At 34.5% G+C, this 13862-nt stretch carries 10 protein-coding genes; 6 read left to right on the top strand and 4 right to left on the bottom strand.

The annotated features are described in order from the left end of the window. Positions 1-59 precede the first annotated feature (59 nt). On the bottom strand, positions 60-854 hold the full coding sequence (locus tag BUC09_RS14010) for a cation efflux transmembrane domain-containing protein (RefSeq protein WP_073312227.1): 795 nt from the start codon (positions 852-854) through the stop codon (positions 60-62). Positions 855-1287: 433 nt separating this feature from the next. Between BUC09_RS14010 and BUC09_RS14005 the strand changes: the two genes are divergently transcribed. The 3 genes from BUC09_RS14005 to BUC09_RS13995 are packed head-to-tail and all read left to right on the top strand — an operon-like array spanning position 1288 to position 4263. Next, positions 1288-2223 carry an ABC-three component system protein gene (locus BUC09_RS14005; protein WP_073312208.1) on the top strand — a complete coding sequence of 312 codons (936 nt, stop codon included), beginning with the start codon at positions 1288-1290 and terminating at the stop codon, positions 2221-2223. After that, positions 2220-2462, top strand: coding sequence for an ABC-three component system middle component 8 (locus BUC09_RS14000; RefSeq protein WP_073312207.1), 243 nt, complete (start codon positions 2220-2222; stop codon positions 2460-2462). The genes BUC09_RS14005 and BUC09_RS14000 overlap by 4 nt, the downstream gene beginning before the upstream one ends. Continuing rightward, positions 2449-4263 carry a DUF2326 domain-containing protein gene (locus BUC09_RS13995; protein ID WP_073312206.1) on the top strand — a complete coding sequence of 605 codons (1815 nt, stop codon included), beginning with the start codon at positions 2449-2451 and terminating at the stop codon, positions 4261-4263. The genes BUC09_RS14000 and BUC09_RS13995 overlap by 14 nt, the downstream gene beginning before the upstream one ends. Before the next feature lie 142 nt (positions 4264-4405). Here BUC09_RS13995 and BUC09_RS13990 read toward each other — a convergent pair whose 3' ends face one another. The 3 genes from BUC09_RS13990 to BUC09_RS13980 form a co-directional block, all read right to left on the bottom strand. Beyond that, on the bottom strand, positions 4406-5248 hold the full coding sequence (locus BUC09_RS13990; RefSeq protein WP_073312205.1) for a macro domain-containing protein: 843 nt from the start codon (positions 5246-5248) through the stop codon (positions 4406-4408). Positions 5249-5253: 5 nt separating this feature from the next. Beyond that, on the bottom strand, positions 5254-5820 hold the full coding sequence (locus BUC09_RS13985; RefSeq protein ID WP_073312226.1) for a TIR domain-containing protein: 567 nt from the start codon (positions 5818-5820) through the stop codon (positions 5254-5256). 160 nt (positions 5821-5980) lie between these two features. Next, the gene (locus BUC09_RS13980; RefSeq protein ID WP_073312204.1) at positions 5981-6202 is read right to left on the bottom strand and encodes a helix-turn-helix domain-containing protein; all 222 of its coding nucleotides are present in this window, start codon (positions 6200-6202) and stop codon (positions 5981-5983) included. A gap of 548 nt (positions 6203-6750) precedes the next feature. Between BUC09_RS13980 and BUC09_RS13975 the strand changes: the two genes are divergently transcribed. The 3 genes from BUC09_RS13975 to BUC09_RS13965 are packed head-to-tail and all read left to right on the top strand — an operon-like array spanning position 6751 to position 13849. Then, positions 6751-9759, top strand: a complete 3009-nt coding sequence (locus tag BUC09_RS13975; RefSeq protein WP_073312203.1) for a SusC/RagA family TonB-linked outer membrane protein — start codon at positions 6751-6753, stop codon at positions 9757-9759. Positions 9760-9776: 17 nt separating this feature from the next. Next, a complete protein-coding gene (locus tag BUC09_RS13970) occupies positions 9777-11204 on the top strand; it encodes a RagB/SusD family nutrient uptake outer membrane protein (RefSeq protein WP_084127274.1) in 1428 nt (475 codons plus the stop codon). Between the two features lie 2 nt (positions 11205-11206). Beyond that, positions 11207-13849 (top strand): alpha/beta hydrolase family protein, encoded by a 2643-nt coding sequence (locus tag BUC09_RS13965; RefSeq protein ID WP_084127272.1) that lies wholly within the window; start codon positions 11207-11209, stop codon positions 13847-13849. Positions 13850-13862: the final 13 nt, after the last annotated feature.

Below are 13862 nucleotides of genomic sequence, written 5' to 3'. Positions count from 1 at the left end.
CCTTTTTCATTCCCTTCTCCACCCAAAACCTAAGTAATACAACATTAGTTATTTATTCGTCATTTAGAAAGCTTTAGTATTTTAAATGCTCCCTGTCCCACAATAATGAAAACTATAGTCCCTATAATAAGATCTGGATATTTTGAATCAGTCAAATAAACAAGACCACCAGCAATAATTACTCCAAGATTTACAATTACATCATTAGAAGTAAAAATCATACTTGCTTGCATATGAGCTTCTTTGCTTTTACTTTTTTGTAATAAGTACAAACAAAGAGCATTGCCAATAAGAGCAAGTATTGAGATAAGTATCATAGTTTGAAAAGCAGGAGTTGTTTCAGTTCCTATAAATCGTCTAATTACTTCAACAAACCCTAAAATCGTAAGCAACAGTTGAAGGTAACCGGCTGCTTTAGCAATATTTTTTTTCCTAATAATGGTACCACCAACTGCAAAAAGAGCAAGTCCGTAAACAATACTATCAGCAAACATATCTAAACTGTCGGCCACAAGACCCATTGAGTTTGCAATGAAGCCAGTTGTAAGTTCAAGTACAAAAAAGAAAAAGTTAATGATTAATACTTGCCAAAGCAATTTCCTTTCTCGTTTACTATTGTTTATTGTGACGTAATTATCCGCTGAAACATTATCAATAAATGAGGTGTCAAAATTTAAACTGTCAAGGCTTTCAAAAATTTGGTGGTAATGCTCAAAATGATAAACCGTTAATAGACGGTTAGGAATATCAAATTCTAATGAACTGATACTGGACAAATCACCAAGTTTCATCCGGATCATTTGCTCTTCAGCTGCACAATCCATTTTAGCTATTTTAAATGTAGTTTTCTGCATTGTATCGTTTCTTTTGTGGCGTGATATCCTCTCAAATATAGCAAGTATTTTGTTAGCCATAAAAAAAGACACCCCAAAAGCGCCTCTCATTTCCTTTTCCTATTTCTCCAACTTCCATTATATCCCCTATAATAATCCCTCTTATACTCAATAAGTTTCCCTCTCAAGTAAAGACCTAAAACCCAAACCACAAGTAACCCTAAAATTTCATACCATTCCATAACTCAAAATTACAATAAGCAGGGGAGTGGTGGTTATGGTGAAATTAAATGCTCCGTTTTTGACAACTGTTTATACTAAATTGACAACTTTGCTTTGGCAATTTAAATTGAATATTTTGCCAGCTATATATATAATTTGTATTCAGGAGTACTTTCTTTATTACATTTCAATTGAAATATACTATTTTCGTATTTATTAATATATAAAATTAATGGATTATCGTTTAGAGCTTTTAGATGAAGACACCTTTGAGAAACTTGTAAATAGGATTTGTCAAGGTATGTTAGGTATGGGGGTGATTTCTTTTGCTCCAGGTAAAGATGGAGGTAAAGATGGAAAATTTATTGGAAAAGCAAATAACTATCCTTCAGAGAAGGATTCATGGAATGGTAAATTTATTGTTCAAGCTAAACATACAGCCAATCCTATTGCTTCATGTTCTGATTCTGATTTTAAAAAAACTGTTGGCGAAGAAATTAAAAAAGTAAATGTCTTAAAAAGCGCAGGAGATATAGATTGTTATTTGATATTTACAAATAGAAAGTTCACTGGGATTTCAGGCGATGATTTAGTTAAAAAAATTCAAAGAGAAACCGGTCTTGAAAATGTTGCAATAATTGGGAAAGAATCGTTAAATGATTTATACATAAACCCTAACAAGGATATTATAAAGGAGTTTAAATTAGACTTACTTCATATCCCGTTTGATTTTTCTGAAGAAGAAATAAAAGATATAATTTTAGAATTTCACAAAGAGTTACCTAAAATTAAAACAAGCCTCGAAGCAGAAGTTAACAGAATAAAATTTGATTTTGATAGGGTGAAAATTGAAGAGAAAAATAAGAAAAATCAATTGAGTAAGGAGTATTATGAAAATGAAATATTAAGTCATTCATTGCAGGATTTTGAAAAAATTGAATCTTTTTTAAGTGATACAAGGAATGAAGAATTTAAAGAACAATATTTTGATATAGCTGCCGAATTAAGAAATTTAATTCAATTAAAAAGGACTAACTTTGCGTCGTTTGAAGAAATATTTATTTTTATATTTAAGAAAGTTTCCGATGGAAATAAATTAAAAGGTAAAAGACACATTTTTACTTTATTACATTATATGTATTATGAATGTTTAATAGGAGTTAAATGATTAAACCAGACAGACATACCAATCCAAAATATTCTATTCTAAATATCAGTACAGTTATTTTATCTGAACTTAATGTCTTCTATGCTATTCAATACGACAATCTGTTAAATAAAATCATAGCTGTGCTTGGAGATGAGGCAAAGGTAAATTTTCCCTATGCTTTAAACTTTTTATTTTTATTAGGAAAGTTGAACTACGAACAAAAAACAGATTCTTTTAGAGCAAATGAAATTAAGTAAACTATATAGTAACGATAGTCGATTTAAAAATATTACGTTTAATCTAAAAGGGCTAAATGTTGTATATGCCGATGTATTAACAGATTTAAAAGATAAAAAAAATTCACATGATTTAGGAAAAACTAAATTAGCAGAGTTAATTGATTATTTATTAATAAAACAAATAGATAAAAATCATTTTTTGTTAAAGATAAAAGACGAAAAAGGGAATTCTATTTTTATTAATCATGTTTTTTACTTAGAAATTCTTCTGAATGATGGTAGATTTTTAACTGTTAAAAGATCAATTGATAATCATTCTAAAGCATCGTTTAGTATTAATAATCAAAAAACTGAGGGGTATACACCTCCCTCGGTTTGGCAGTTCGAAGATTTAGGTGGTGATGCCGCTAAAAAGAAATTAGCTGAATATATAAGATTTGATTTTTTTAAAAATAAACTGTATGACTATAGAAAGGCAATAAATTATTGCATTCGAATGCAGCCGGATTATGAAGATGTATACAGGTTATCTAAGTTCAAAGGAGGAAAGGATATAGACTGGAAACCTTTTATGTTTGATTTGCTAGGATTTGATGGAGAGGTCTTGCGTAAGAAATATGAAAATGATATTGAACAAGAAAAAATCGAGAATCAAATAAAACAGCTGAAAAAAGATTTTTCAGTTAATGATACAGATCGTGATGAAATTATAGCGCAAATTAGTCTTCAAAAAAACAAGACGGATGAAGCAGGACAAAGGATTGATCAATTAAATTTTTATGAGCAAGATCAGAGTTTAATCGAAAAAGGGATAGACGAAATAGAAAATAAAATTTCAAGCCTTAATACTCTTTCTTATAACTTGAGTTTTGATATAAATAAACTTCAAAATTCGATTAAGAATAATTTTGCTTTCGATTTAGCAAAGGTTGAAAAAGTATTTTTAGAGTCTAAAATTTATTTTTCAGATTCGTTAAAAAAGGATTATCAAGAGTTAATTAGTTTTAATGAAGAGTTAACAAAAGATAGAAACAGATTACTTAAAAAAACACTTAAGGATAAAAGTGAGGAGTTAAATCTGATTAATAAAGAATTACAAGAGCTTAATAATAAGAAAGAAAATTTATTAGGTTTCTTAAAAGACACAGATACTTTTAGGAGATTAAAAGAATATCAAAAAGAGCTGGCTAGGCTAGAGTCTGAACTTATACAACTTCAAGAGCGTTTAAGAATCATTGATGTAATTATTGAAAAAGGGGAGCTAAAAGAAACACTTAAAAATGAAATTGAAGGAACTGTAAAGCAGATTAAAAATTTCAGTAATAATACAGAAAAGAATGTGAAGTATAAACAAATTCGAGATTTGTTTTCAAAGTATTTTTTAGAAATAATGAATGAGGACACTTATATTTCTTGGTCTATAAATTCTAGTAACAATGTAGATTTTAAACAACCTACAATAAAAACTAAGGATCATTTATCTAAAGATACAGCCAAAGACGAAGGAAGAACTTATAAGAAAATATTATGTGTAGTCTTTGATTTGGCTATTCTAGTAGCATATAATATAGAATCATATTTTCGTTTTGTATATCATGACGATGTGTTGTCACAACAAGACAATGGTATTAAAATAAGATTATTGGAATTGATTGATAATGTTACCAAAAGTAATGATATTCAATATATACTATCTGTTATCAAGTCCGATCTTCCGGTTAATAATAATGAAGAATTTATTTACTTTAACAAAGAGAATATAGTGTTGGAGCTTAATGATAGGGATGAGTCGGGAACTTTGTTCGGGTTTGAGTTTTAATCAGTTATTAAATTCAAGGAAAAGGGATGTTAAAAACATCCCTTTTTTGATTAAAAAACACTCTTAGTTTTGTTTAAATCAGTCCGATTTTTTTACGATTTAAACCCACTTGCTCAAACTTTGTTATAGGCTGTGGTATTTTCTACAAACCTAATTCGGTAGATTTTAAATTAAATAAATCAATCTTACCAATTTTATCTTTGTGTATTATTATTGATAGTTTGGCAGGATGTTTAAACTTCATTTCACTCAACTTAAATGTCCATAACATAATTTTCAATAAATCCTCATCACTAATATTTTTATGTTCTTTTATTCTAGTTATTCCAGAACCGAAAATTGGTACAGAAACTGATTTTTGAGCATAAACTCGATTAACTCTATCCCAAAAATTTATTAAAAATTCAATGTATTCGGACATAGATAGAACGGCTTTATTATGGTCATCAAACTTTGAAAATGCTGTTAGTAAGTAATCATTAAAAACGAAAATTGTACTAAGTTTAAACTTTACAGTTTTTCCGCCTAATCTCCTAGATACACTTGCATTTATTAAATCTTCATTATCGGTTTTTTGAACAATAAAATTGTCAAGTTCATTAACACTTGTGGTTAAATATTTTTTTATAAAAAGCCCATTTAAAGAACTGCTAGCAATAATATTTTCATCTACAATAGTATCAAAATATTCATTAAAAGGGATTACTTTAAATCCATCTTCCGAAAATAAGTCTCCAGATTTTATATTGACTGTACTACCATCAATATCAATTTTTACATTTGTTAAATAATTTGCTCTGAGCCACAATATAATATAAATCAATATTAAAAGTATAAAAGTTGTGTAACCAAAGCACTTTAAATAATCTTTATACTCTTCAGGAAGAACATTGAACAGTAGTATAAATGACAAGATTCCAGATATTACTGAAAAATAAACCCAAAACTTGTTTCTGACATTTTTGTCGAAGAAATTTACTTTCATAAGAATTAACTGTTGTAATAATAATCATCAGGTGTTTTACCTGAATTTACTCTGAAGTCTACATTGTTTAATGCTCTTTTAATAATTTCTTTATCCATAGGTATATGCAATACTGGAACTTTGGATTTGGAATCACGAAAGACAGGTAAATTATTCCATAAATTAATTACGGTTGTACTAAAATTAGAATTTGTACTATTTCGTATATCCTTAGTAGTTTTTAAATCAGGATATACTACAATTACTGGAAGATTTAGAGTATTAATTCCATATTCAATTTCTTCTCTTAATGCTTTTGAATTTGATGTATTTTGACTTAAAAATAAAATTATATTTCTTGAATTTCTTAGTCTTGTATGAAGTCTCGGTTTAAGTGTTAATTCCCAATCACTATTATCACGAACATTATAAGTAGTATCATGTGCATTGTTAAATGGAAAGGAATTGTCTGAACCTTTCCATGCTTTAAGTAAATTGTAATAACAAAAATCTTTTGATGCATGAGCACCAAGTGAGGATTCGCTAAATGGTTCGCTGACATAAAAGGCAGAATAATTATAAATTTTACTCATAGTTGATATTTGTTTGAAGGTTATTTTTTTTGTATGAACGGTTCTACAACCATTGTCTATAGCTTCTAAATATGTGAAGTTTTTGTCAAAAGTAAATAGAATCTTAAATAAAATGTTACGGTTTACCACAAATAAAAGAAGGATGCTAATCAGCATCCTTCTATAATTCTATTATCTTAAAAAACTCCGAGAGCTTTAAGTTTCTAGCCTCACAAATTTTAATTATTGTCTCTAAACTGATTTTATAAGTTTCGTCATTTTTAATACTACGAACAGTCTTTTCGTCAATCCCGTGATCTAAAGCAAAAGATCTCTGGGACTTAGCTTTGCTAACCCATTCATTTGCTATAAAATCAACTATTTTACGATTAACTTCTATCATAGTATTGCAAATGAACTCTTAAAAAGTAAAAATAATTCGGAGTGAAATCCGCATTTTAAAATATTTTCTTATATTTGTAATGAAATACATATTTTTGCGATTCTTCATAATAGAAAACATTTGAAGCATTCGCTTTGAATCTCGTTATCAAAAACTGGTAATTTTTAACGCACGAGATGATAAGTTAAGATGCTCACGTCCTTGGCGTGGGCTCACTTATTCGTGCGTAGGGTATACCAGTACCTTGATAGCGGATAAGCTGAGTTCCACGCTTTTTTATGCGCTAAACTCTCCTTTTTCAAAGCAAAACTTCACTTCACAGGCTCGCAAATCACAATAAAACCGGTTGGGTTTTCCCTGCCGTTATATGCCACTATGGCTTAGCTGCATTAAGCTAATAGTGGCATTGTTTTACAATGTCAAACTAAATGGTTGTGCCTATGGTGTAAATTCTCTTAAAAATAAAAAACCTCCTGTCCCAGTGTTGGCGCATCAGGCAGAAGGTTTACGCTAATAAAACTTTCGTTTAACTTAACTAATCCAATACTATGAAAATTTTTTCATTCAAGGGGTATAGGCAGTCCGTTTTTTGCTCTTTTTTTTGCATCACGGCAATAAACCTCTTATCATCTGTTGCTTGGGGGCAACAGGCTATAACCGTACAGGGGAAAATTTATGATAATTTGTCCTCTTTACCCGGTGTCAATGTAACTGTAAAAGGGACAACGGTCCAAACAATCTCTAATTACGATGGCAGTTACACCATCAAAACCTCAACAAAAGATACATTGGTATTTTCTATGATGGGATATGCCAAGCGGGAAATTGCCATTCAAGGTCGCAATACTATAAATGTATCTATGTCAGAGGAGGCAACTTCGCTACAGGAAGTCAAAATCAATGCGGGATACTATTCCGTAAAAGAAAAAGAACGCACGGGCAGTATCGCAAGAATGACTTCCAAGGATATCGAAAAGCAACCCGTAACTAATGTGCTGGCGACCATGCAGGGGCAAATGGCTGGCGTCTCGGTAACGCAAAGTACTGGTGTTTCCGGTGGCGGTTTCGATATTCAAATACGAGGGCAAAATAGTCTTCGGGCAAATGGTAACGCACCATTGTATGTTATCGATGGCGTTCCGTATTCTTCCGAAGCAATTGGTGGTGGTATCACGGCAACGGTCATGCCCGCACTCACAAGCCCGTTAAACAATTTAAACCCTGGCGATATCGAAAGCCTCGAGGTCCTCAAAGATGCCGATGCTACTGCTATTTATGGTTCTCGTGGCGCAAATGGGGTAGTGCTTATCACCACCAAAAAAGGAAAGAAGGGCAAAACAACTTTCTCAACAAGTATAAACAGTGGTTTAGGCAAAGTAACCCGATTCATGGACATGATGAAAACCCCGCAGTATTTACAAATGCGTGCCGAAGCCTATGTAAATGACGGTATCACTTCATATCCGCCTGATGCTTATGACATCAACGGTACATGGGATCAAAACCGATATACCGATTGGCAAAAAACACTCTTGGGCGGCACAAACGAAATTACAAACATCCAAGCAGCGCTATCCGGAGGAAATGCACAAACACAGTTTTTAGTAAGCGGAAATTTCGGTAAGGAAACAACAGTTTTTCCAGGGGAATTCGGTTATAAAAAAGGAAACTTGCATACGAACTTAAATCATGAGTCCGACAACAAAAAGTTCAGGATAAATTTCACCGCCGGCTATACAATACAGGACAACAATCAGCCATCTACAGATTTAACACCCGAAGCTTGGTCAATCGCTCCTAATGCTCCGGCATTGTATGACGAAAACGGAAACCTGAATTGGGAAAACGGCACTTTTAATAATCCGCTTCGCAATCTCGAAGGGAAGTCATTGGCCAATACAAAAGACTTAGTGGCAAATATGCTGATATCCTACAAACTCTTGCAAAATTTGGAACTCAAATCAAGCTTCGGATATACTGATTTGCATCATACCGAAAGCAGTACCTTTCCTTCAACCATCTACAATCCTGCTTATGGTTTGGGTAGTGAATATTCAGTCCTTTTTGCAAACAACACTTCCCGTAATTCTTGGATTATAGAACCGCAACTTCATTGGAACAAAGAGTTTGGTAAGGCGAGGGTAGAAGCATTGGTAGGAAGCACTTTTCAACAACAAAACAACGTACAGTTAGTGCAGCAGGCAAGTGGTTTTATGAGCAATAGCCTTATTTATAATCTGGCAGCAGCGTCAAATATTTCAGTGTTTACCGATGAAGCTACGATATACAAATACCAAGCCTTTTTCGGTCGCGTAAACTTAAATTGGGACAAACGCTACATCGTAAACATTACAGGGCGTCGCGATGGTTCAAGCCGTTTCGGACCCGGGAAGCAATTCGCTAATTTCGGGGCCATTGGTGCGGCTTGGATTTTTTCAAACGAAGCGTTTATTAGCGAAAACCTAAGCTTTTTAAGTTTCGGAAAACTGCGCGCCAGTTATGGTACAACCGGTAACGATCAAATAGGGAATTACCAGTTTTTAAATACCTACAGTACTTCGGGTAACAATTATCAGGGTACAATCGGTTTACACCCAACACGCTTATATAACCCCGATTTCGGCTGGGAAATGAACAAAAAGTTCGAAGCAGCACTCGAAACCGGTTTTTTCAACGACTGTATTACCCTTACTTCGGCTTGGTACAACAACCGTTCCTCAAACCAATTGGTAGGTATTCCGCTTCCGGGTACAACAGGTTTTCCTTCCATGCAGGCTAATTTAGATGCTGCGGTTCAAAATAGAGGATGGGAATTCACATTGCGAACGGTTAATTTTCAGAAAGAGAATTTCAGATGGACAACCAGCCTGAATTTTACAACAACCAAAAATAAATTACTGTCTTTCCCCAGCTTGGAAACCTCAACCTATGCCAATCAGTTGGTAATTGGTCAGCCTTTAAACATCAAAAAGGTGTATCACTTTACAGGAATAGATCCGCAAACGGGTATTTATCAGTTTGAAGATGTAAATAACGATGGGATAATTACGGCCACCGAAGACAAGAAAACAGTAAAAGACCTAAACCCTGAATTTTACGGAGGTTTACAAAATCAACTCAAATACAAACAGTGGCAACTGGATTTTCTTTTCCAGTTCGTAAAGCAGGAAAATTACAATACGGCAGCCACATTGGCTTTGCCGGGTACAATGTCCAATCAGTCAACAATAGTTGGTAATCATTGGCAAAGTCCGGGAGATTCCGCTCCATACCAGCAATACAGTTCAGGAGCAAACGGTGCAGCTGTAGATGCCTTTTACAAATACATCAGCAGCGATGCCGTAATTACCGATGCTTCTTTCATTCGTCTCAAAAACATTGCCTTGTCTTATGAAGTACCTAAGAAATGGATGAAAAATGTTCAGTGTAAAGTTTCATTACAGGGGCAAAACGTGTTAACGTTTACATCCTACAAAGGAGCCGATCCTGAGTTTACCGCGTTAGGCTTCTTACCGCCACTGCGTATTATTACATCAGGAATTCAATTGTCATTCTAATTTTAAAACTATAAATCATGAACCATCATAATATAAGTTGCAATAAAACTTCTTTCAGATACAATCTGATAAAGCAAGGCAAACATTTAGTGTCTATCACTTTATTGGGACTATTGGTAGCCTGCGATAATTTTGTTGAGGTAGAGTTACCAACATCGCAATTAACATCACCCACAGTATTCGAGAACTATACCACGGCAACTGCTGCCATGGTAGATATTTACGCTCAAATAAGAAATAACGGAGTACTGGCAGGAACCGTTACCGGAGTTTCCAATCAAATGGGAAATTACACCGATGAACTCACTTTTTACGGTAGCAGTTTTATGGGAACTATTAATTTTTATAACAATACCTTAATCCCTTCCAATACAGATATTGCAACGTTGTGGAATAACAGTTACAGCCAAATCTATGCGACGAATGCGGTTATAGAAGGTGCTACCAATTCCACTGGCTTATCAGTAGCAGAGAAAAATCAACTATTGGGAGAAGCTTATTTTACAAGAGCATTAGTACATTTCTATCTGCTCAATCTTTTTGGGGATATTCCTTATATCACTACTACGGATTATAGGGTAAACAGTATTGTATCTCGTATGTCTTCAACACAGGTTTATGCCAATATTAAAACAGATTTGTTGCTGTCGTCCTCAATGTTGTCTGACGATTATATTACGCCGGAAAGGGTAAGACCAAACAAAGCAACCGTAAAAGCACTATTGGCCAGAGTTTATCTTTATACGGGTGATTGGAACGCAGCAGTAAACGAAGCTTCAGATATAATAAGCAACACAGGTTTATACGTTTGGGATACCAATTTGGATAATATTTTCCTAAAAGAAAGCACCACAACCATCTGGCAACTCATGCCCCAATCAGCTGGCAGAAATACCGAAGAAGGTAGTACATTTATTTTCAACCAAGGCCCTCCTCCGGTTGTGGCACTAAACGATAATCTTATAGCGGCTTTCGAAGTGGGGGACGAGCGTAAAAACCATTGGACAAAGGCAGTTACCGATGGTGTAAATACGTGGTACCATGCTTATAAATACAAACAGTTCACAAACACCGGAACATCACAGGAATACTCCATTATATTTCGTTTGGCTGAGCAGTATCTAATACGTGCCGAAGCCTTAGCACAATTAGGTGACCTTTTAGGAGCAAAGACAGATTTAAATAAAATCAGGAATACAGCTGGTTTGCCCGATACGGCTGCTCTCACCCAACAGGATATTATAACAGCCATTATTCAGGAAAGAAGAGTAGAGTTTTTTACCGAACTAGGACACAGGTTTTTTGATTTAAAAAGAACTAACAATCTCGATGCAGCGTTGTCAGGAGTCAAAACAGGGTGGAACACTACCGATAGATTGTTACCGTTACCGGAATCCGAATTACTCATGAATCCGAATCTCAATCCTCAAAATCCCGGTTATTAATCATGAGAACAATACAATGTCCCTTTTCATTTTTTTTGTTTTTGTTAGTAGTTGCCTGCCCTGTAATGGGGCAGGTAAAACAAAAGAAACACCTTACGTCTCAGGAGTATCACTTGTGGAGTGAGTTACAGCCCGATAAAATTTCATCTAATGGCAATTGGGTAAGCTACGCGCTACGCTACGAGTCGGGAGAAGATACCTTATTTGTAAAAAACCGTAACGGAAAAACCGTGTCATTTCCTAAAGGGAAAAACGGCAATTTTAGTAATGACAGTTGGTTTGTCTGTCAGCAGGCTAATAATACACTAAACATTTTAAATCTTAAAACAGCAGAAAAGCAAACCATTTCAGAGGTAACAGATTATAAAATTGCAGCTAACGGTAATTATTTGGTAGTACTTAAAACCGGAGTAAACAACAAGATTAGTTTAGTGGTACAGGATTGGAAAGGGCAGGAACTCAAAAGTATTGAGAACGTCAAAGCATGGTATCCAAATCCGCAAAATTCAGCAATAGCTTATGTTACGGATAGCGGCAAACAGCATACGGTTGAGGTACTACAAATAGATAAAAAGATACAAACTCACACCGTAGTTGTAGAAACTGGTGCTGGCTTTCACAATTTTGCATGGCAAAGTAACGGTGAAGCCTTTTGTTTTTTGCACCATCCTTTGGAGGGGTTACAGGAACAGAACACCAAGGGAAAGCTGTTCACCTTCAGAAGTAAGGATAAAAGAACATTTGTATTTGATCCTAAAGCACAGAAGGATTTTCCGGAAGAGTCTACTATTTCAGACAGCGATTATAATCCATTATCATTATCAGAAGATGGGGAACGGATATTTTTTGGCGTAAAAAAAGTGCAGATTACAAAAGATAGTGTCAAAACAGCCGTGCAGGTTTGGAATACCCAAGACAAGTCAATATATCCTTTAAAAAAACAAATTAGCGGATGGGATAAAGTAGAAAAATTAACGGTTTGGTATCCAAAAAGCAATCGGTTTTTTCAGATAGCAGATAATGCTTTACCGCAGGTGGCGCTCAATGGAAATCAAACCTATGTTATTGTCTCAAATCAGGAAACCTATGAACCACAGGAAAAAAGAGAGGCCGACCGCGATTTTTATGGAGTTGATTTACAAACGGGAACAAAAAAGTTGTTGTTGAAAAAATACTCAGGTGCTAATCAAATGGTGTTAATGTCACCAAAAGGGAAGTACATCACTTATTTTAAAGAGTCTGACTGGTTTATATACGACATTAAAAAGGATAAGCATACCAATATCACTCGAAACAGGATAGCAGAATTATCAAGACCCGATTTTGAAATGAGTACAGATTGGATACCTTATGGTAATCCCGGGTTCACTACCGATGAAAAATCACTTTTACTGTATGATAAATACGATATATGGGAGGTGTCAGTAGACGGAAGTTTTTGTACCCGTTTAACCAGAGGAAAAGAAAAAGAAATCACATTCAGAATATCGGAACAGTCGGCTATTCAAAAACCGGAAGTCAAATACGATGGCAACAGAACCGGGTTATTTGATACGGGTGGAATATTGCTTTTGGAAGCCACAGGGAAAGATCATGTAGCTTCGGGATATTATTATTGGCAACGCTCACAGGGAGAAAAACCAATAGTGTACAAAGAAATGAAAATCAGCCAGCTTCAATGGGCAGCGAACAAGCAAGATATAATGTATGTTGAAGAGAATTTTGATGTTCCACCACGTTTGGTACTAAACAGTATAAAGGGCTCAAAACAAGAGGCTGTAGTCAACAGTAACCCACAACAGCAAAACTATTTTTGGGGTAAATCAATTCAAATAAAATATACGAATGCTTCAGGTGTTCTGTTAACAGGAGTTCTTTTTTATCCGGCTAATTACAGTCCGGACAAAAAATATCCAATGGTGGTACATATATATCAAAAACAGTCAAGGGAATTGCATAAATATGTGAATCCGTCTTTACATAATAATGAAGGCTGGAACCATACAAACTTTACCACAAAAGGATATTTTGTATTGTATCCGGATATAGTTTATGAAATAGGTAATACAGGTGCTTCGGCTACAGATTGTACAACTGCTGCTACACAGGCTGTAATTGATATGGGGGTTGTTTCTCAGGACAAAATCGGATTAATCGGGCATTCCTTTGGCGGTTTTGAAACAAATTTCATCATAACACAAACCGATATGTTCGCTACTGCGGTGTCAGGAGCAGGGTTATCCGATTTTGTAAGTGCTTATCTTGGGGTATCCTGGAATTACTCAAAACCCGATTTTTGGAGGTTTGAATACCATCAGTTCCGTATGGGTAAATCCTTATTCGAAGACACTGAAGGATATTTACGAAATTCACCGGTACTTCAAGCTGCAAATGTTAATACACCACTTTTAACTTGGACTGGTGAAATGGATTTACAAATTAACGCAAAACAGAGTTATGAGTTTTATTTGGCACTTCGCCGGTTAAAAAAGAAAAGCATCATGTTAGTTTATCCCGGTGAAGAACACGCGCTGAGTGAAAGCACTAATACAGAAGACTTAACCAATAAGATAGAGTCTTGGTTCGATTATTATTTAAAAGGAAAAGAATCCTCTTCTTGGATGATTCCAAATTATTACGATTAAGTCCGTAGGGTAT

Origin of the sequence: Flavobacterium terrae (genome assembly GCF_900142035.1) — a bacterium.
In the GTDB taxonomy this organism is placed as follows: Bacteria; Bacteroidota; Bacteroidia; order Flavobacteriales; family Flavobacteriaceae; genus Flavobacterium; species Flavobacterium terrae.
This window is presented reverse-complemented; position numbering and strand designations above follow the sequence as displayed.